Raw genomic sequence first — 19,266 nt, 5'->3', positions numbered from 1 at the left:
CGCATCGGGCGCAAACTAATGCCCCATGACAATCCATACCGATACGCGCCCGACGCTCAACATCATCCGCCTCGCCAATGGCCAGGGCCTCGATCTGCCCACTTACGAAAGCAAGGGGGCGGCCGGCATGGACCTGCGCGCCGCCGTTGATGCCGACGCGCCGACCATTCTACAGCCTGGCAAGCGTGCGCTGGTGCCGACGGGCTTCGTCTTCGAAATTCCGGAAGGATTCGAGGGCCAGGTACGCCCGCGCTCCGGCCTTGCCTTCAAGCACGGCCTCACCTGCCTCAATACGCCGGGAACGATCGACAGCGACTATCGCGGCGAGGTAAAAGTCCTGTTGATCAATCTCGGCGAAGAGCCGTTTGAGATCACAAGGGGCATGCGCATCGCGCAGATGGTGATTGCGCCGGCAATCCAGGCCCATATCTGCGAAATCTCCGAGGCGAGTGCCACGGCGCGCGGCGCTGGTGGCTTCGGCTCGACCGGCGTATGACCTCCAAGGGTATCGATCATTCCGGCCTGACCTTCCGCCGAGACTATTTCGGCGACCTCAAGGCCTGGCAGGCACTGGTCGATCTCCTGAAGGACACATTCGCTATCGATATCGGCCCGTTGCAGCAAATGGGCGGGCCGGACCCGAGCAGCATGCCCTTCGGCTGGTTTGACGGCGATGGCCTGCTTGCCGCCAATCTTTCGACCTTTGCAATGCCGCTTGTTATCAACGGTCGACCGCTGAATGCTGCCGCCTTCCAGTCCGGTGCGGTTCGCCCGCCTTGGCGTGGGCGCGGCTTGTATCGCGACCTGACCCAAAAGGCGCTCGCCTGGTGCGAGGAGAAGGATTTCGAAGCCATCGTGCTCTACACCGACAAGCCGGCGCTCTATGGACCTTACGGCTTTCGCGTGCTGCCGCTGCACGCTTATTCCGGCAAGGCACCGACGGTACCGAAAGCACAGAGGTCGGCCCGGCGTCTCAATCCGCGAGAAACGGCAGACCTGGAGATGTTAAGCGCCGCCTTGAAGACGCGTCAGCCGGTCTCGGACGTGCTCGGCGTTTGCGAGAGCGCCGCGATGTTTCTGATCAACACCCAGCTCGATCCTGGCGTCAGGATCAGCTGGCTGGAACGGGAACGGGCCGCAGTTGCATGGAAGATGGACGCACCGCGACATGTCATGCTGCTCGACGTCGTCGGCGGCGGTATCCCGTCGCTCGCGACGATCATTGGTGCACTCGACGTCGAGGCTGAGATCGTCGATGTGCTGTTTTGCCCGGACAAGCTTGACTGGAGTGGACAGGCGAAGCCTCTTGAGAGCCACACGCGTCTGATGATCCGAGCGCCCGGCACCATCGCCTTCGATCGACCAGCCATGCTCTCGCCGATGGCCGACTTCTGAGCTACCGCTCGCGCGAAAGCGGAGGCAGACGCCGCTTGACCGGCGATGCCTTGACCATCGAGGTGCTTGTTTCGGCCTTCTCCGCAACCTTGTCGAGGATCGTGTCGAGTTCCGGCATCGAGCGGACGACGAGCCGGGCAATGAAACAGTCATCTCCCGTCACCTTGTCGCATTCCACGAACTGAGGCGTCTCCTGGATGATCCGCTGAACGACATGCAATTGCCCGGGCAGCGGCCGAACGCGCACGATCGCCTGCAGCGGATATCCAAGTGCGGCCGGGTCGATGTCGATCGTGAAGGCGGCGATTATCCCGCGCTCTTCCAGGCGGCGGAGGCGTTCAGCGGCACTGGGCGAGGACAGCCCGGCAGCCTGGGCCAGTTCCTTCAACGAGATGCGGGCGTTCTCCGCCAACGCCTCCAGGATCTTCTGGTCGACATCGTCGATCACATTATCATTAGGCGAAACAGACATTATACCTCACAATGATAGGAAATAGCCGCAACCAACCTAATGAAAACTATATAATGCAGCGCACTGCCGCAATAGTCTTCATCCATCGAGATGGAGAAATGTGATGCAGAGCGAAATCCGCGCCGGCACGACCCAGATGACCGCCGCAATGCTGATATCGGGGACAATCGGTTGGTTCGTGGTGATGTCGGGCCAGCCGGTGAGCGGCGTGGTGTTCTGGCGCTGCCTCTTTGGCGCGATCAGCCTGCTTGTCGTATGCGCGGCAATGGGGCTGCTGCGACCGGGCGTCATCAGCCTGAAATCGGCAGGCATCGCTGTCCTCGGCGGCGTGGCCATCGTGCTCAACTGGTTGCTGCTCTTTGCATCCTACGGCCACGCATCGATTTCGATCGCGACGACCGTCTACAACACGCAGCCTTTCATGCTGCTTGCGCTGGGCGCCCTGTTCCTCGGCGAAAAGATCACCGCCGCAAAGCTGTTTTGGCTGACGCTGGCCTTTGCCGGCATGGCGGCGATCGTCGAGGCCAAGCCGGCCGCGGCGGGTGGCCATGAGGGATATGGCCTCGGTATCCTGCTGGCGCTCGGTGCCGCCTTTTTCTACGCTCTCGCGGCGATCGCGGCAAAATGGCTCAAAGGAACGCCGCCGCATCTTATCGCGCTGATCCAGGTGGCGACCGGCGTGCTGATGTTGCTGCCGACGGTGAATTTTTCTGAGCTGCCCACAAATGGCCAGTCATGGTCGATCCTGATTACCCTGGGTGTCGTGCATACCGGTCTGATGTATGTGCTGCTTTATGGCGCGATCCAGAAGCTGCCGATCCATCTGATCGGAGCGCTGTCATTCATCTATCCGATTGCGGCGATCCTGGTGGACCGTTTGGCCTTCGGACACGCCTTGCAGCCGCTGCAGCTCGTCGGCGCTGCCGTCATTCTGGTCGCTGCGGCCGGAATGAACCTTGGCTGGACGCCCGCGCAGCTGTTGCGTGCGCGGGCGGGCTGATGATTTAGAGCCTTTCAGGTTTAAAGGACCGGCTACTTCTGCTGCCGGGTCGTTTCGAACAGGAACCAGGTGCGGCGCTCAGCCTCGTCGATCCAGACCTCCAGCAGGCTTGTCGTCGCGAAATCATTATGCTCTGAGCAGACGTCGTGCGTCTCGCGCAACAGCGAGACCAGCTGCTTGTTGTCATCACGCAGTTCCGCCAGCATGTCCTCAGGCGTGACGTAGTCTGCATCGTTGTCGTTGATGCGTTGCAGGCGGCCGATATGGCCGATCGAGCGCAGTGTCGTGCCGCCGATTTTGCGGGCGCGCTCGGCGATCGCATCGGTGGTGGCGAAGATCTGCTCGGCCTGCTCGTCGAGCATCAGGTGATAGTCGCGAAAATGCGGCCCCGACATGTGCCAGTGGAAATTCTTGGTCTTCATGTAGAGCGCAAAGACATCCGCCAGCAGCGCCGCCAGGGCGGCCGAAATATCCTGAATGGCATTGCTTTTCAGGTCGGTGGGGGTGGCGAGCGGGGCGAGTTTGCGCTTTTCGGCGGCAGTGGGGCTCATCAGTGTCTCCTTTGGCGAGCGGCGGGTGGCAGGTGTCGGCGCGGTTGGGGGATGCAGGCTCCACCAGCCATAATCACCGCCTTGGAACTAGAACCGCGACAGGCAGCGTCAATAGCGACAAGCGACCGCAGCATGATGACAGAACGACGCTCCTTGAATGGAGCGAGCCGCAGGCGTAGAAGGCGGCTGAAGCAGGAGTCCACATCATGTCATTCACCGCCCTTTTAGCTTACGCTGCGGCGCTGTTCATCGCGGCGGCAATTCCGGGACCGGGCATCACGGCGATCGTCGCGCGCGCGCTCGGTTCGAATTTTCGCGAGACGTTTTTCATGGGCCTCGGCCTCGTGCTGGGCGACATGACCTATCTGACTGCCGTCATCCTCGGGCTCGCCTTCGTGGCACAGACCTTCACCGAGGTCTTCATCGTCATCAAGGTCGCCGGTGCGCTCTATCTCTGCTACATCGCCTACAAACTATGGACCGCCGGGCTGCTGCCCCAGGACATCGCGGCCAAGAAGGCAAGCAGTGCCGGCATGAGCTTCCTGTCCGGACTGCTGGTCACGCTCGGCAACCCCAAGACCATGCTTTTCTACGTCGCCCTGGTGCCGACGCTGATTAATATCAACAGCGTCGGACCTCGCGAATACTGCACCCTCCTGGCAACCACCTTCGTCGTCCTGCTCGTGGTTCTGGTGCCCTATATGCTGCTGGCGTCGCGGGCGCGCATCATGCTCAAGCAGCCCCGCGCGCTGCAGGCGCTGAACAAGACAGCGGCAGGCATTCTGGCCGGTACGGCAGCCTTTATCGCCACCCGTACGGCGTGAAAAATTCAACCGGCAAAGTTCGGTTCTTAAAGGTTTTTTTCTCAAAGGATGGCCTCAAGCGGGTGAAGCCAGACTGGTTTCCATGCGCCTTTGACCCTATTCTCTCCGCACATTTCACCCAGGGAGAGCCTAATGTCGAAGAAACCTGGCCGCGGCCGCATCTATTCCTCGATCACCGAAACCATTGGCGACACACCGATCGTGCGGCTCGACAAGCTCGCCAAGGCGAAAGGCGTAAAGGCGAACCTGCTGGCCAAGCTTGAGTTCTTCAATCCGATCGCGTCCGTAAAGGACCGCATCGGCGTCGCGATGATCGAGTCTCTGGAATCGCAGGGCAAGATTTCGCCCGGCAAGACGACCCTCATCGAGCCGACATCGGGCAATACCGGGATTGCGCTGGCTTTCGCCGCTGCGGCGAAGGGATACAAGCTGATCCTGACCATGCCGGAAACCATGTCCGTCGAACGCCGCAAGATGCTGGCGCTGCTTGGCGCCGAGCTCGTGCTGACGGAAGGTCCGAAGGGCATGAAGGGTGCGATCGCCAAGGCTGAGGAACTGGCTGCGACGCTCCCGGATGCGATTATCCCGCAGCAATTCGAAAACCCGGCCAACCCGGAAATCCACCGCCGCACGACGGCCGAGGAGATCTGGAATGATACCGACGGTACGGTCGACATCCTGGTTTCCGGCATCGGCACAGGCGGCACCATTACGGGCGCCGGCCAGGTGCTGAAGTCGAAGAAGCCCGGCATCAAGGTGGTCGCCGTCGAGCCGACAGAATCTCCGGTCCTTTCCGGCGGCCAGCCGGGACCGCACAAGATCCAGGGCATCGGCGCAGGCTTCGCGCCGGCAATCCTCGACACCCATATCTACGACGAGATCGTTACGGTAAGCGGCCCCGAGGCGCTGGACCTTGCCCGCGAAGTCGCCAGGCTCGAAGGCGTGCCCGTTGGCATCTCCTCCGGCGCAGCACTGGCCGCTGCTATCCAGGTCGGCCAACGAGACGAGAATGCTGGGAAGAATATAGTTGTGATCATTCCGTCCTTTGCCGAGCGCTATCTCTCGACCGCGCTGTTCGATGGCCTTGGAAGCTAGGCAACGCCTTTTCTGCAGCATCTGGGGCGCCTCGGCGCCCCTTTCTGTTCAGGCAGCCGTGCTTAGCCGCTCACCGGCGATGCGATAGGAAATTGCCTCGGCGAGGTGAATGCGGCCCACCGTCTCGTTACCGTCGAGATCCGCGAGAGTGCGCGCCACCTTCAGTAAACGATGGTAGCCCCGAGCCGAAAACCTCATTTTCTCGGCCGCGTCACGGAGCAATTGCAGGCCGGCAGGTTCGGGCGCGGCGTAATTTCTCGATCATGGCGGTTGAGCAGCGAGCGTTGGTGCCGACGCCTCCAAGCCCGGCCGCCTCAAAACCGCTACGCTGGATATCGCGGGCACGGCCGACGCGGCGGGCGACATCCGCGCTCCTTTCAGCCGGCATCGGCCGGATGAGATCGACAGCGGAAACGGCGAGCACATCGATGCGGATGTCGATACGATCCATCAGCCGACCTGATATGCGCGCCTGATAATCCGGCATGCAGCAAGGGCCGCGGGCGCAGCTGTGGCCGGGTTCGCCGGCCATGCCGCAGCGGCACGGATTCATGGCCGCAACCAGCTGGATGCTGGCGGGGTAAGCCACGCGATGATTGGCGCGTGCGATGCTGCACTCGCCCGTTTCCAGAGGTTGGCGAAGGGCATCCAGCGCCTGCGGCGAAAACTCCGGGAACTCATCGAGAAACAATACGCCATGGCGGGCAAGCGACGCCTCGCCGGGCTTCGCTCGAAGACCACCTCCGATCAGTGCCGCCATGTTGCCGAATGATGGGGGGTCCGGAAGGGGCGTCGATCCGAAAACTTTCCGCCGGACAATTGTCCGGCCACCGAATGGATCATCGAGATTCGAGCAGTTCGGCAGCCGAAAGCGATGGCAAAATCGAGGGCAGCCGAGCGGCGAGCATCGATTTTCCCGAGCCGGGAGGACCGACCATCAGCAGATTGTGGCCACCAGCCGCAGCCACCTCGAGCGCCCACTTGGCACTCTCCTGCCCTTTGATATCGGCTAGATCAGGCAGGTTCGCCGTATTCGCGCGGATCCCCGGTTACGGACGAGCGGAACCTGGGTGCCACAAAAGTGATTGGCAAGCGCGATGAGGCTGCGCGGCGCGAGGATGTCGATATCGGGACCGGCCCAGGCTGCCTCCGCACCGCTCTCGGCCGGACCGATCAAGCCCTTGCCGATCGCGTTGGCGCCAATGGCCGCCGGCAGTGCCCCGGCAACGGGAGCGATCGTGCCGTCGAGATTGAGCTCGCCGATAACCACGTAGCCGGAGAGCGCGTCCGCGGGGATCGCGCCGAGAGCGGCCATCAAGCCGAGGGCAATCGGCAGATCGAAGTGGGAGCCCTCTTTCGGCAAGTCAGCGGTGCCAGATTGACGGTAATCTTCTTGGCTGGCAGAGCCAGGCCGGAGGCGTGCAATGCCGCGTGAACGCGCTCTCGACTTTCGGCAACGGCCTTGTCCGGAACCCCAACGATCTGGGTCACGACCCGCCCGGGCGCGACCATGACCTGAACTTCGACCGGAACACCCTCAATGCCCTGAAATGCAACCGTGCTGACGCGTGCGACCATGCCCCAATCCCCTGTGCCGCAACCCACTACACTACAGTTTAACGACGTATCATTGTCGACAATTACAATCTTTCATAGAAAACAGAATGGAACAAGAACAATAAAAGAACGAATTCAAGCCTGCGCTGTAGTCAGGTTGTGGTTGGTTGCACTAGCAGAACAAAGTAAGGAAACGCCCGGATCGATGCCAATCCGGGCGCTCACAAACTCATTATAATTTTGCGGAAGAGCTCTCCTCACCGCGCATGAGGCGGCGAAGCCAAGCGCTAGGCGCGCTTGCGCTCAATCGCGTCCCAAAGAAGGGCTGAGATGTCGGCGCCGCCAAATTTGCGGACCTCCCGAATGCCCGTCGGCGACGTGACGTTGATCTCCGTCATGTAGTCGCCGATGACATCGATGCCGACAAAGAGGAAACCGCGTTCCTTGAGCGCAGGGCCGATACGCTTGCAGATTTCGATTTCGCGGGCCGTCAGGTCAGTCGCCTCGGCGCGGCCGCCGACATGCATGTTGGAACGGCTGTCGTGCTCGGCGGGGACGCGATTGATGGCGCCGACCGGCTCGCCGTCGACGAGCAGGATGCGCTTGTCGCCCTTGCGGACATCCGGGAGATATTGCTGCGCGATGAAGGGCTCGCGGAACAGCTGACCGAACATTTCGAGCAGCGACGACAGGTTGCGGTCGTCCCTGGTCGAATGGAAAACGCCGGCGCCGCCATTGCCGTAGAGCGGCTTCAGGATGATGTCGCCCATCTCGTCCCTGAACCGGCGAATTTCGGCCGCGTCCTTGGTGATCAGCGTCTTCGGCATCAGATCTGCAAATTCGGTGACGAAAATCTTCTCGGGCGAATTCCGGACCCACGCCGGGTCGTTGACGACGAGCGTCTTCGGGTGGATTCGCTCCAACAGGTGCGTCGAGGTGATATAGGCCATGTCGAACGGCGGGTCCTGGCGCAGCAGGATCACATCCATCGTCGACAGATCCACGCGTTCCGGCGCCCCCAGCTCGAAGTGATCGCCCTTGACGTCGCGCAGCACCATCGGCTCCACGGTGGCGTACAGATTGCCATCCCTGAAGCTCAGGCGCTCAGGCGTGTAATGGAAGAGCTTGTAGCCACGGGTCTGGGCTTCCAGGCTCATCGCAAAGGTGGAATCGCCTGCAATATTGATGCCGGCAACATGGTCCATCTGGACCGCTACATTCTTGATCTTGGCCATTTCCGTCCCTTAGCTGATGCCGGACAGATGTAGGCTGCAGATGCCTTGAAAGCAACGCCAATCAATGGCGTCCGGGGCGACGAGCGGGCGAATTCCTCAGGCCGCGATGCCGCTCTTCGGCGCCTCGCCGCGCAACAGGCTGCGAAGCCGGTAGACAAGCGCGAGCGGCTTCGGAAACGGCTTTCTCAGGAATGCGACCTTGCGCACATAATTGTCGACGCGCCAGCAGGCCCAGGTGCCCGCCGCGAAGAACGCAACGTCGCCGGCCTCCAGCGTCCGCTCCGTGCCATCCTCGGCAACAATATGGACGCCGCCTTCAAGGATCATCACCGTTTCGTCCCAGTAGAAGTGCCAGCGGAATTCGCCGGCTGTGCAATCCCAGATCGCCGTATATGCCGCATCATCATTGCTGCGCGAATGCTCGCCGGTGCGGGCCTGTGGCTCGCCGCCGATGATCCAGTCCGGGTTGATGGGCGTCGCGTGCATGACGAAGTTATCCCCGGACTTCGCCACGAAGGTCTTTGCTGCCGGTTGCGGAAGACTCGGAAGGGGCACTACCCGCGCGGCCATCGCGACCACGCTCGCCAGCATCACATGAATACCCATGAGCAACCCCCGCTGCTATCCAGTCCTTGTCGGGATAGCAGAGAGTCGTAAAGGCACCGTACAGGCGGTCGGTACAATTTGAGTGATCAGCCCAAGGCGTCAGGCGATTTCCGTTTTCACCTGGACGACCTGCGGAGACACGGTATCGCCGATGCGCTTCCCCGTTTCCTGATTGAAGAAATGCAGCTTCTCGGTGGCCACCACCAGCCGCAACTCCGACTTCAGCTCTGTCTCAGGGGACAGGACTGCCGTCAGCGATTGATCGCCCAGATTTCCGTGCACGAGACGCTGGGAACCGAGCTCTTCTACATAGTCTACCGCAACGGTCATGGCGTGTTCGCCGGGACCGGCAAGGCGGAGGTCCTCGGCGCGAATGCCGACGGTGACCGGCCCCGATGTAGGAGCAAGCCCCGCAAGGTCGATCATGCTTGGCCCCAATGCGAGCTTGTCGCCATGCAGTTCGCCCTTGAGCAGGTTCATGGCCGGCGAGCCGATGAAGCTCGCGACGAAGGTCGAGGCCGGGGTGTGGTAGACCTCGAGCGGCGCGCCGATCTGCTCGATCTCGCCGCCGTTCAGAACCACCAGGCGATCGGCCAGCGTCATGGCTTCCAGCTGGTCGTGGGTGACGTAGATCGAGGTGGTGCCGAGCCGGCGTTGCAGGCGCTTGATCTCGCCGCGCATCGAGACGCGCAGCTTGGCGTCGAGGTTGGACAAGGGCTCGTCGAACAGGAAGGCCGCCGGCTTGCGCACGATCGCGCGGCCCATGGCAACGCGCTGACGCTGGCCGCCGGACAAGGCGCGCGGCTTCCGCTCGAGGTATGCTTCGAGCTGCAGCATGCGCGCGGCTTCCGCGACGCGGGCGTCGATCTCGGCCTTCGGCGTCTTGCGGTTGCGCAGGCCGTAGGCAAGGTTTTCATAGACCGACATATGCGGATAAAGCGCATAATTCTGGAAAACCATGGCAATGTCGCGCTCAGCCGGATCGATCTTGTTGACGACGCGATTGCCGATCTTCACGTCACCCTTGGAGACCTCCTCCAGTCCCGCGACCATACGAAGCAGAGTGGATTTTCCGCAGCCGGAGGGGCCGACGAGGACGATGAACTCGCCGTCCTTGATGTCGATGCTCACGGATTTCACCGCATGCACGTCCCCGGTATAGATCTTGGAGACCTGATTGATTTCGATGGCGGCCATCGGCGTTTCCTTTACTTGTCGCTTTCGGTGAGGCCCTTGATGAACCAGCGCTGGAACACCACGACGATGATGACAGGCGGTAGCATCGCGAGGATCGCGATCGCAAAGGCTTCGTTGTAATCGGGGATCTGAGCGCCGACCCAGACCAGCAGGATCTGCTTGATGCCGCGCACCAACGTGTAGAAGCTCTCGTCATTGGTCATCAGCATTGGCCAGAGATACTGGTTCCAGCCATAGACGAACATGATGATGAAGATGGCTGCCACCATCGTCTTCGAGAGCGGCACGATGACGTCGAAGAAGAACTTGATCGGGCCGGCGCCGTCGATGCGCGCCGCCTCGAGCAGCTCGTCCGGGATCGATTTGAAGAACTGCCGGAAATAGAAGGTGCCGGTTGCCGATGCGAGTAGCGGCACGATCAGGCCGGTATAGGTGTTGATGAGGTGCAGTTGGTGCATCACCTCGTAGGAAGGAAGGATGCGGACCTCGAGCGGCAGCAGCAAGGTCGTGAAGATCATCCAGAAAAACAGCGTTCCAAGTCGAAAGCGGAAATAGACGATCGCATAGGCGGCGAGCATCGACAGCACGATCTTTCCGACGGCAAAGCCGATACCGAGGATCAGCGAGTTCATCAGCATCCGCATGCCGGTCACCTGTCCGGTGAAACCACCTTCGCGGTTCAGAACCGCATTGTAGGTCTCGACGAAATGGTTTCCCCACCTGAGCGTCAAACCGTTGCGGTGAATTTCGGCCGCCTCGTGCGTCGAGGTGAAGAAGGCGACGACGACGGGCGCCATCATGACGAAGACGCCCAGGAGCAGGATAATGTGATCGGTTATCTTGAGACGATACATTGCGCCCCCTCAATTGTAGTGAACGCGCCGCTCAAGGAAGCGGAACTGGAAGACCGTGAGCACGAAGACGACAATCATCAGGATTACCGACTGGGCCGAGGAGCCGCCGAGGTCGTTGCCACGGAAGCCGTCCATGTAGACCTTGTAGACAAGGGTGATCGGATTGTTGGCGGCCTTGTCCTTCACCATCACGTCGACGATGCCGAAGGTATCGAACAGCGAATAGGTGACGTTGATGACGAAGAGGAAGAAGGCGGTCGGCGCCAGAAGCGGCAGGATAACTGTCCAGAAGCGGCGGAAGCCCGAGCGGCAGTCGAGCGCCGCAGCCTCGCGAACGGAAACGGGAATGCCCTGAAGGCCAGAAAGAAAGAAGATGAAATTATACGGGATCTGCTTCCAAACGGAGACGACCACCATCGCAAAGGCCGTGTCGAAGTAGTTCAGGCCGATCTTCATGTCCCAGCCGAACAAGGCGGCGAAACGCACGAAGGGGCCTATGTGCTGGTCGAAGAACATCATGCCGATCAGGCCGGCGACCGGCGGGGCGATCGCATAGACCGAAATTAGCACGGTCTTGTAAGCCGAGCTGCCGCGAATAACAGCGTCCGCCTTGACCGCCAGCAGGAGGCCAAGCGACAGCGAGAAAAACGTGACAAGCGCCGTGAAGATCGCCGTAAAGCCGGCAATCGAGCGGTACTCCGCGCTTTCGAGGATGCCCTTGTAATTGTCGAAGCCCACGAAGCTGGAGCCGAAGCCGAAGGGATCCTCAAGGAAGAACGAGGACTTCACCGCCTGAACGGACGGCCAGTAGAAGAAAATGAAAATCACCGCCATCTGCGGCAGCAGGAAGAGATAAGGCAGCGTTGGCGACGAAAACTGCACGCGCTTCATGGCGAGACCTTTTTGCAAAGCGGTTCCGGAGACGGCCAACGCCTCCGGAACCGTTGTTTTTCAGCAATGGCCTAAATCAGCCGGCAGTCTTGGCAAAACGCTCGAGGAGCTGGTTGCCTTCCTTCTCGATGGTGTCGAAAGCGTCCTTGACGGAGGTTTCGCCCGAGAAGATGCGGCCGTATTCGCGTTCCATTATTTCGCGGATCTGCGGGTAGAAGCCGAGGCGGTAGCCCTTCGACCATTCGCCATCATCCAGCTTCAGCTGCTTGATACCGACTTCGGCAACCGGCTCCTTGTCGTAGTAGCCTTCCTTCTTGGCGAGCTCGTAGGCTGCCTCGGTGATGGCGACGTAACCGGTTGCCTGGTGGTAGAACTTCTGGATCTCAGGCGAGGTCAGGAACTGGAAGAAGTCGGCAACGCACTTGTTCTCCTCAGCCGACTTGCCGGACATTGCGAAGAGCGCCGCGCCGCCGATGAAGCTGTGGGTGCCGGCGCCCTTGATCGCACCCCAAAACGGCAGGAAGGTTGCCGAGAAGGGCATCGTTGCCGTCTTCTTCAGGCCGCCGAAGGAGCCCGAGGAACCGATCCAGAGAGCGACCTTGCCTTCTTCGAAGGGCTTCTGGTTGTCGTTCCAGCCGGCGCCGTAGTACTTGAAGTAGCCTTCGTCGGACCAGGCCTTCAGCTTGTCGAACATCATGATGAGGTTCGGATCGGTGACCTTGAGCTTGGTGTCGACAACGCTGTCGTAGCCGTTGTTGTTGGTGGCGAACTGGATGTTGTTGCGCGAGAAGAAGTTCTCGGTGAATTCCCAGGTCAACTGCGACTGGACGAGCGGGATATAGCCGGCCTCCTTGAGCTTCGGAGCAATTGCTTCGAACTCTTCCCAGGTCTTCGGAGCTTCGACGCCAGCCTTCTTCAGCGCTTCCGGATTGATGTACATAATCGGTGCGGAAGAGTTGAAGGGCATGCCGACGAACTTGCCGTCAGCGGCGGCGTAGAAATAGCGAACGCCGGGAATGAAGGCATTGCGGTCGAACTTGTAGCCGGCGTCCTTGATCAGGTCTTCGGCCGGAACGACAGCTCCCTTGGCGTTGATGATGGTTGCTGCACCTGCGTCGAAGACCTGCAGAATGTTCGGCTGTTCGCCCGAACGGAAGGCCGCGATGCCGGCGGCAAGTGCTTCTTCATATGTGCCCTTGCTGACCGGGGTCAGGGCGCAGGCGGACTGCGCAGCGTTGAACTTCTGTGCAACCTCATTGATGACTTCGCCGTTGCGGCCGCCCATGCCGTGCCACCAGGTGATGTTGGTCGCAGCAAAGGACGACGACGCCGAAAAGCTGACCGCCATGGCGGCCATAGAAATTTTCTTGAACATGGCTAATCCCTCTCCACCAATTGTTGGGGTGAGGAGTGCAATAGAGGCCTTCCATGACGCCTCCTTGATGGTTTCATGACAGGACTGTTACAGCCGGATTCTTTTGCACGCGATTGCAATGACGTCAGAAGGCATTCGGAAAGTTCGCGGCAGGCGGCCGGGCAGGATGGCCACGATGTCGTAACGCCGCGAAAGCAAAGCATAATCGCGTTGTCGCTGTAGCCACAGATCGCTGGCCGCTCTGATGCGGTTTTGCGCTGTAGGAGACACGGCGTCGATCGCGCTCATCTCCTCGCGCCGCGCCTTCACTTCAACAAAAATCGCCAGGTTGCGCTTACGTGCAATGATGTCTATTTCCTCGAGCTTGGTGCGATAGCGCAGCGCGACGATGCGATAGCCCTTCAGCATACGATAAAGAGCAGCGAGATACTCGGAGACCTGGCCCCGGCCGAGCGCCCTGCGGCGGTCGGCAGCAGCAGCCCTATCGCCCATCGCCGCCCTTCATGTCGAGAAGCCGCTGGTAGAGTTCCTTCTTGGAGACGCCAGTCAGCTTCGATGCCTCGGCTGCCGCTTTGGAGGTCGGCAGGGTTCTTGCCAGATAGGCCAAGATCGCATCGACATCGGCAGCTTCGACCACCCGTTCGGGAGGAGGACCTATGACCAGCACGATCTCGCCTTTGACGTTGTCGACATCGGCGTAGTGGGCAGCCAGCGTCCCTAGGGTACCGCGGCGAAACTCTTCGAAGGCCTTGGTCAGTTCGCGACAGACGCAAGCCGACCGGTCTGCACCGAGCACATCGGCGGCGGCGGCAAGGGTCGCAGCAATGCGATGCGGCGATTCAAAGAACATCAGCGTCGCGGGGGCCGCCTCTAACTCCGCCAGCCGATCGCGACGGGCCTTGTCCTTGGTCGGCAGAAAACCGGCGAACAAGAATGCATCATTCGGCAGGCCGGAACCCACGAGAGCCGCAAGCGGTGCCGAGGCACCGGGGATTGGCACGACGCGATAGCCGGCCTCGATGGCGCTCTGTGCGAGGCGATAGCCGGGATCGGAGACCAGGGGCGTTCCGGCGTCCGAGACGAGAGCGACTGACTTGCCGGCCTCCAGCGCCTGCAGGAGCCGCGGACCAGCCTCGTCGGCATTGTGTTCGTGATAGGCATAGGGGCGGTTCTGAATGCCAAAACGGTCGAGCAAGACGCGGGTGACGCGCGTGTCTTCGCAGGCCAGCACATCGGCGCCGGCAAGCGTTTCCAACGCACGCAGCGTGATGTCGCCGAGATTGCCGATCGGCGTCGCAACGAGGTAAAGCGCCGGCTCCAACGGTCGTGCCGGAACGGACATATTGTGCAGGCGGAAGCTGCGTTGCCTGCCGCCATCGGCCATCACATCGTCATTGCTCAAGGTATCGATACTCTCCTCTGGTTTCCGCTTTTATGGGCGAGACCCCGCCGTTCGGCAAGGCCGCAGCAATTTCTGTGTGCATTGCACCGGAAAACGGCAAATGCACTGGCGCGGCCATTCGCGCCTCTTGCAATCGGTCTCAAAATCCTGCCATTTTGCCTATCCACTCTATGGTCCCTTTTGGGCAAAGGCATTCCTTGCGGCGCGCAACATGCGCGCTCAAGCAGTAACGGTCGAAAGCGGTAGCATCCCATGCGTATTACAATTGAGCGGTCCAACCTTTTGAAGTCGCTGAACCACGTGCATCGCGTGGTCGAACGCCGGAACACGATCCCGATTCTGTCCAACATCCTGCTGCGCGCCGACGGCCAGAATCTGGACATGAAGGCGACCGACCTCGATCTCGAAGTGACCGAAGCGACGCCTGCGAATGTCGAACAGGCCGGCGCCACTACGGTCCCCGCCCATCTTCTTTACGACATTGTGCGCAAGCTGCCTGATGGCTCCGAAGTTCTGCTGGCGACCAGCACCGACGGCGGCTCGATGACCGTCCAGTCCGGTCGTTCCAAGTTCTCGTTGCAGTGCCTGCCGGAGTCGGACTTCCCTGACCTCACCGCCGGCACCTTCAGCCATACCTTCAAACTGAAGGCGACCGATCTCAAGATGCTGATCGATCGCACCCAGTTCGCGATCTCGACCGAGGAAACCCGCTACTATCTGAACGGTATCTTCTTCCACACCATCGAGAGCAAAGGCGACCTGAAGCTGCGTGCCGTCGCAACCGATGGCCACCGCCTCGCCCGCGCCGACGTGGATGCACCATCCGGCTCGGAGGGCATGCCCGGCATCATCATCCCGCGCAAGACCGTCGGCGAACTGCAGAAGCTCGTCGATGTGCCTGATGCGATGGTGACCGTGGAAGTCTCGGACGCCAAGATCCGCCTCAGCATCGGCTCGATCGTCATGACCTCGAAGCTCATCGACGGCACGTTCCCGGACTACCAGCGCGTCATCCCGACCAACAACGACAAGGAAATGCGCGTCGATTGCACGACGTTCGCTCAGGCCGTCGACCGCGTGTCGACGATCTCCTCTGAGCGCGGTCGCGCCGTCAAGCTCGCCCTCTCCGACGGCCAATTGCTGCTCACCGTCAACAATCCGGATTCCGGCAGCGCAACCGAAGAAGTCGCGGTCGGCTACGACACCGACTCGATGGAAATCGGCTTCAACGCCAAATACCTGCTTGATATCACCGCGCAGCTTTCCGGCGATGAAGCGATCTTCCTGCTCGCCGACGCCGGCTCGCCGACGCTCATTCGCGACACGGCTGGCGACGATGCCCTTTATGTGCTGATGCCGATGCGCGTCTAGCCGCGCGTCGCATCTACGGTGCAAACTTTGCCAATTGCGACGTCAGGCCTTGTTTTTCGGCGGAACTGACTGCAATTAGAGAGCGGGCTGTTTTGTTGCATATCTAGGAGGACGGGCATGGCGTTGCGCCTAAAGGAACGGCTGGGCAAAAAATTCGATGAAGAAATCCGCTTCTTCAAAGGAATGATGCAGGGGCCGAAGACTGTCGGTTCGATTGTTCCCACCTCCTCCATAACGGCCCGCAAGATGGCAAGCGTCATCAACCCGCATTCGGGACTGCCGGTCCTTGAGCTCGGCCCGGGTACCGGCGCAATCACCAAGGCCATTCTTGGTCGCGGCGTGAAACCCGAGAAGCTGGTCGCCGTCGAATATTCGACGGATTTCTACGAGCACCTGGTCCGGCTCTATCCGGGCGTGAACTTCATCAACGGCGATGCGTTCAATCTCGACAAGACGCTCGGATCGATGAAGGATCAGACGTTCGATTCCGTTGTATCCGCCGTCCCGCTTTTGAATTTCCCGATGCAGGCGCGCATCGCGCTGCTCGAAAGCCTGCTCGACCGCTTGCCGGCAGGCCGCCCCGTTGTCCAGATCTCCTACGGCCCGGTGTCGCCGATCATCGCGCGGCCGGATCGCTACCATATCCAGCACTTCGACTTTATCGTCCGCAACATTCCGCCGGCACAGCTCTGGATCTACCGACGCGGCTGACCCGGTGTTCGGCCTCTACGTCACCCATCCGCAGGTGAGGATCGACGCAGCGGTTCCCGTGCCGAAATGGGGGCTGTCGGAGATCGGCGCCGCACGCGCCCACAAGGCCGCTGAACGCCGCTGGGCAAAGCAGCTGCGCCGCATCGTTTCCAGCGACGAGACAAAGGCGATCGAGACTGCCGAGATCCTTGCAGCCGCAGCGGAGGTGACCGTCGAGATTGTCCACGACATGCATGAGAACGACCGCTCGGCGACCGGTTTCATGCCGCCCCCCGAGTTCGAGAAGGCCGCAGATTGGTTCTTTGCGCATCCCGAGGCAAGCTTCAAAGGCTGGGAGCGCGCGATCGACGCCCAGCGGCGTATCGTTTCCGCCGTCACAGATATCCTCGCGTCGCACAATCCCGCCCTTCCCATCGCATTCGTCGGCCATGGAGGCGTCGGCACGCTGCTCAAGTGCCACCTTGAGGGCCGCCCGATCCGGCGTGATGGCGATCAACCGGGAGGCGGTGGCAATCTCTACTGTTTCAGCCTTGCGGATCGACGCCCGTCGTGCGACTGGACGCCTATCGAAGAATGGCAGGGATGGATGTGAGATGGACGTACGCGAACGCCTGATCGTCGGGCTGGATGTTCCAACACTTGGCGAGGCCGAAAGGATCGTCCATACGCTCGGCGACGACGTCGTCTTCTACAAGATCGGATATCAGCTGGCTTTTGCCGGCGGCCTGGAATTTGCGCGCGATCTTGCCAAGAGCGGCAAGAAGATCTTCCTCGACATGAAGCTGCTCGACATCGACAACACGGTTGCATCGGGTGTCGAGAACATCGTCAAGATGGGCATGTCGATGCTGACGCTGCATGCCTATCCGAAGGCGATGAAGGCCGCCGTCGAGGCCGCCAAGGGCTCCGACCTCTGCCTGCTCGGCGTGACCGTACTGACGTCGATGGACGAGCAGGACCTGGTCGCGGCCGGCTACGAATACGATCCGCATACGCTGGTTTTGCGCCGCGCCGAACAGGCCCACCTCGCCGGTATGGGCGGCATCGTGTGCTCCGCAGAGGAATCGGCGGCCGTGCGCAAGATCATCGGCCCCGATATGGCGCTGGTCACGCCGGGCATTCGCCCTGCCGGCGCCGACAAGGGCGACCAGAAGCGCGTGATGACGCCGGCTGACGCACTGAAGGCCGGCTCCAGCCATCTGGTCGTTGCCCGCCCGATCGTGAAGGCACCCGATCCCCGCGAAGCGGCTCGCGCAATCCTCGCCGAAATGTCGGCGGCCCTTTAATAACCTGACAAACAGGGAGGACCTGAAATGGCAAAGGCATATTGGATCGCACGCGTCGATGTTCGTGATGTCGAGCGCTACAAGGACTACGTCGCAGCAGGAAAGCTGGCCTTCGATAAGTATGGCGCCAACTTCCTCGCCCGGGGCGGCGCGATCACCGAGCTCGAGGGCAAGTCCCGCGCACGCAACGTTGTGATCGAGTTTCCCTCGATGCAGCACGCTGTCGATTGCTATAATTCGCCGGAATACCAGATCGCTGCGAAAATCCGCCAGGAAATCGCCGACGCCGAAATGGTCGTCGTCGAAGGCATCTAAGACGAGTTCTCAGCCGTGAGATCTGCGGCGCGATGACCCTTTTCGTCGGGTCGCGATTGGTCTAAGACGAAACCAGATCGACCACACAACCGAGCCTTTCGAGGAGCCTGTCATGACCCTTGCCAACCTGCCGCCACTCGTTACCGTGTTCGGAGGGTCCGGCTTCATCGGCAGGCACGTCGTCCGTGAACTCGCAAAGCGCGGCTATCGCATCCGCGTCGCCGTTCGCCGCCCGGATCTCGCCGGCTTCCTGCAGCCGCTCGGCAATGTCGGCCAGATCTCCTTCGTTCAGGCAAACCTTCGCTACCGCAACTCCATCGACCGTGCCGTCGACGGAGCCGACTTTGTCGTGAACTGCGTCGGCATTCTGCACGAAGCCGGCCGCAACTCCTTCGAGGCGGTTCAGGAGTTTGGCGCACGTGCTGTCGCTGAAGCCGCTCGCGGCGTCGGCGCCAAGCTGATCCACATCTCAGCAATCGGCGCAAACGCGCACTCCGATTCAGCCTACGCCCGCACCAAGGGCCGCGCAGAGGCAGCGATCCACGCGATCAAGCCGGATGCCATCATCTACCGCCCGTCCGTCGTCTTCGGTCCCGAGGACAGCTTCTTCAACAAGTTTGCCGACATGGCGCGCATCGCGCCGGCGCTGCCGCTGGTCGGCGGCGGCAAGACGAAGTTCCAGCCAGTCTATGTCGTCGACGTGGCCGAAGCCGTGGCAAAGGCAATCGAGGGCAAGGTGACCGCGGGCCAGGTTTACGAGCTTGGTGGCCCCGAGGTGCTGACCTTCCGCGAATGTCTCGAGGTCATGCTCAAGACAACCTGGCGCAAAAATCGTCTGGTTTCGCTTCCCTTTGGCATTGCCTCGCTCATCGGCAGCATCGCCTCGCTCATTCCGTTCGTCACACCGCCGATCACCTCCGACCAGGTGCGTTTGCTGAAGAAGGACAATGTCGTTTCGAAGGAAGCGGAAACCGAAGGCCGGACGCTGAAGGGTATCGGCGTCACACCGACGCTGGTGAACTCGGTCATCGGCTCTTACCTCGTGCAGTACCGTCCGCACGGGCAGTACACCGGATCGGGCAAGGCGGCCTGAGAGCTGCGACCTTCCCAAAGCAACACGCCGCTCGCG

General features: G+C 61.0%; 21 protein-coding genes and 1 pseudogene. 11 read left to right on the top strand and 11 right to left on the bottom strand.

Features of this window, described 5'->3' with window-relative positions:
- Nucleotides 1-25 precede the first annotated feature (25 nt).
- On the top strand, nucleotides 26-496 hold the full coding sequence (dut, locus tag IB248_RS03145; RefSeq protein ID WP_018855164.1) for a dUTP diphosphatase: 471 nt from the start codon (nucleotides 26-28) through the stop codon (nucleotides 494-496).
- The gene (locus IB248_RS03140; protein WP_192240291.1) at nucleotides 493-1,395 is read left to right on the top strand and encodes a GNAT family N-acetyltransferase; all 903 of its coding nucleotides are present in this window, start codon (nucleotides 493-495) and stop codon (nucleotides 1,393-1,395) included. The genes dut and IB248_RS03140 overlap by 4 nt, the downstream gene beginning before the upstream one ends.
- Before the next feature lies 1 nt (nucleotide 1,396).
- Here IB248_RS03140 and IB248_RS03135 read toward each other — a convergent pair whose 3' ends face one another.
- Nucleotides 1,397-1,867 carry an Lrp/AsnC family transcriptional regulator gene (locus IB248_RS03135; protein WP_025658657.1) on the bottom strand — a complete coding sequence of 157 codons (471 nt, stop codon included), beginning with the start codon at nucleotides 1,865-1,867 and terminating at the stop codon, nucleotides 1,397-1,399.
- A gap of 103 nt (nucleotides 1,868-1,970) precedes the next feature.
- Here IB248_RS03135 and IB248_RS03130 point away from each other — a divergent pair, with 103 nt between their 5' ends.
- Nucleotides 1,971-2,867 carry a DMT family transporter gene (locus IB248_RS03130; protein ID WP_192240290.1) on the top strand — a complete coding sequence of 299 codons (897 nt, stop codon included), beginning with the start codon at nucleotides 1,971-1,973 and terminating at the stop codon, nucleotides 2,865-2,867.
- Between the two features lie 32 nt (nucleotides 2,868-2,899).
- Here the strand turns inward: IB248_RS03130 and IB248_RS03125 are convergent, their stop codons facing one another.
- Complete coding sequence (locus IB248_RS03125) at nucleotides 2,900-3,418, bottom strand: DNA starvation/stationary phase protection protein (protein ID WP_018855168.1); 519 nt, start codon at nucleotides 3,416-3,418, stop codon at nucleotides 2,900-2,902.
- Nucleotides 3,419-3,624: 206 nt separating this feature from the next.
- Between IB248_RS03125 and IB248_RS03120 the strand changes: the two genes are divergently transcribed.
- Both IB248_RS03120 and cysK read left to right on the top strand, forming a co-directional pair.
- Nucleotides 3,625-4,242 carry a LysE family translocator gene (locus tag IB248_RS03120; protein ID WP_018116817.1) on the top strand — a complete coding sequence of 206 codons (618 nt, stop codon included), beginning with the start codon at nucleotides 3,625-3,627 and terminating at the stop codon, nucleotides 4,240-4,242.
- A 132-nt stretch (nucleotides 4,243-4,374) separates the two neighbouring features.
- Nucleotides 4,375-5,337, top strand: a complete 963-nt coding sequence (cysK, locus tag IB248_RS03115; protein WP_018855169.1) for a cysteine synthase A — start codon at nucleotides 4,375-4,377, stop codon at nucleotides 5,335-5,337.
- A gap of 48 nt (nucleotides 5,338-5,385) precedes the next feature.
- Here cysK and IB248_RS32170 read toward each other — a convergent pair.
- The 9 genes and pseudogenes from IB248_RS32170 to rsmI all read right to left on the bottom strand — a co-directional run bounded on the left by IB248_RS32170 (nucleotide 5,386) and on the right by rsmI (nucleotide 14,436).
- A pseudogene (locus IB248_RS32170) lies at nucleotides 5,386-6,915 on the bottom strand (YifB family Mg chelatase-like AAA ATPase).
- 266 nt (nucleotides 6,916-7,181) lie between these two features.
- The gene (gshB, locus tag IB248_RS03105) at nucleotides 7,182-8,129 is read right to left on the bottom strand and encodes a glutathione synthase (protein WP_018855176.1); all 948 of its coding nucleotides are present in this window, start codon (nucleotides 8,127-8,129) and stop codon (nucleotides 7,182-7,184) included.
- 96 nt (nucleotides 8,130-8,225) lie between these two features.
- Complete coding sequence (locus IB248_RS03100) at nucleotides 8,226-8,735, bottom strand: cupin domain-containing protein (protein ID WP_192240289.1); 510 nt, start codon at nucleotides 8,733-8,735, stop codon at nucleotides 8,226-8,228.
- A gap of 99 nt (nucleotides 8,736-8,834) precedes the next feature.
- The gene (locus IB248_RS03095) at nucleotides 8,835-9,932 is read right to left on the bottom strand and encodes a sn-glycerol-3-phosphate import ATP-binding protein UgpC (RefSeq protein ID WP_192240288.1); all 1,098 of its coding nucleotides are present in this window, start codon (nucleotides 9,930-9,932) and stop codon (nucleotides 8,835-8,837) included.
- Nucleotides 9,933-9,943: 11 nt separating this feature from the next.
- A complete protein-coding gene (gene ugpE, locus IB248_RS03090) occupies nucleotides 9,944-10,786 on the bottom strand; it encodes a sn-glycerol-3-phosphate ABC transporter permease UgpE (RefSeq protein ID WP_018855178.1) in 843 nt (280 codons plus the stop codon).
- Between the two features lie 9 nt (nucleotides 10,787-10,795).
- Nucleotides 10,796-11,677 (bottom strand): ABC transporter permease subunit, encoded by an 882-nt coding sequence (locus IB248_RS03085; RefSeq protein WP_018855179.1) that lies wholly within the window; start codon nucleotides 11,675-11,677, stop codon nucleotides 10,796-10,798.
- A gap of 76 nt (nucleotides 11,678-11,753) precedes the next feature.
- The gene (locus IB248_RS03080; RefSeq protein ID WP_192240287.1) at nucleotides 11,754-13,052 is read right to left on the bottom strand and encodes an extracellular solute-binding protein; all 1,299 of its coding nucleotides are present in this window, start codon (nucleotides 13,050-13,052) and stop codon (nucleotides 11,754-11,756) included.
- An 87-nt stretch (nucleotides 13,053-13,139) separates the two neighbouring features.
- Nucleotides 13,140-13,544, bottom strand: a complete 405-nt coding sequence (locus IB248_RS03075) for a YraN family protein (RefSeq protein ID WP_192240286.1) — start codon at nucleotides 13,542-13,544, stop codon at nucleotides 13,140-13,142.
- Complete coding sequence (gene rsmI / locus IB248_RS03070; RefSeq protein WP_018116830.1) at nucleotides 13,534-14,436, bottom strand: 16S rRNA (cytidine(1402)-2'-O)-methyltransferase; 903 nt, start codon at nucleotides 14,434-14,436, stop codon at nucleotides 13,534-13,536. Before rsmI ends, IB248_RS03075 begins: the two co-directional genes overlap by 11 nt.
- Before the next feature lie 270 nt (nucleotides 14,437-14,706).
- Here rsmI and dnaN point away from each other — a divergent pair, with 270 nt between their 5' ends.
- The 6 genes from dnaN (at nucleotide 14,707) to IB248_RS03040 (ending at nucleotide 19,230) form a co-directional block, all read left to right on the top strand.
- A complete protein-coding gene (gene dnaN / locus IB248_RS03065) occupies nucleotides 14,707-15,825 on the top strand; it encodes a DNA polymerase III subunit beta (protein WP_169679308.1) in 1,119 nt (372 codons plus the stop codon).
- A gap of 117 nt (nucleotides 15,826-15,942) precedes the next feature.
- Nucleotides 15,943-16,536, top strand: coding sequence for a phospholipid N-methyltransferase PmtA (pmtA, locus tag IB248_RS03060; protein WP_018116832.1), 594 nt, complete (start codon nucleotides 15,943-15,945; stop codon nucleotides 16,534-16,536).
- Nucleotides 16,537-16,540: 4 nt separating this feature from the next.
- Nucleotides 16,541-17,128, top strand: coding sequence for a histidine phosphatase family protein (locus tag IB248_RS03055; RefSeq protein ID WP_018855184.1), 588 nt, complete (start codon nucleotides 16,541-16,543; stop codon nucleotides 17,126-17,128).
- A gap of 1 nt (nucleotide 17,129) precedes the next feature.
- Nucleotides 17,130-17,822 carry an orotidine-5'-phosphate decarboxylase gene (gene pyrF, locus IB248_RS03050; RefSeq protein ID WP_113470531.1) on the top strand — a complete coding sequence of 231 codons (693 nt, stop codon included), beginning with the start codon at nucleotides 17,130-17,132 and terminating at the stop codon, nucleotides 17,820-17,822.
- 27 nt (nucleotides 17,823-17,849) lie between these two features.
- Nucleotides 17,850-18,137 carry a DUF1330 domain-containing protein gene (locus tag IB248_RS03045; protein ID WP_018855186.1) on the top strand — a complete coding sequence of 96 codons (288 nt, stop codon included), beginning with the start codon at nucleotides 17,850-17,852 and terminating at the stop codon, nucleotides 18,135-18,137.
- Nucleotides 18,138-18,249: 112 nt separating this feature from the next.
- Nucleotides 18,250-19,230: a complex I NDUFA9 subunit family protein gene (locus IB248_RS03040; RefSeq protein ID WP_192240285.1), complete on the top strand. Its 981-nt coding sequence runs from the start codon at nucleotides 18,250-18,252 to the stop codon at nucleotides 19,228-19,230.
- Nucleotides 19,231-19,266: the final 36 nt, after the last annotated feature.

Origin of the sequence: Rhizobium sp. RHZ01 (genome assembly GCF_014851595.1) — a bacterium.
In the GTDB taxonomy this organism is placed as follows: domain Bacteria; phylum Pseudomonadota; class Alphaproteobacteria; order Rhizobiales; family Rhizobiaceae; genus Rhizobium; species Rhizobium altiplani.
The sequence above is the reverse complement of the archived record's forward strand: the minus strand, read 5'-3'. Positions and strand labels throughout refer to the sequence as shown.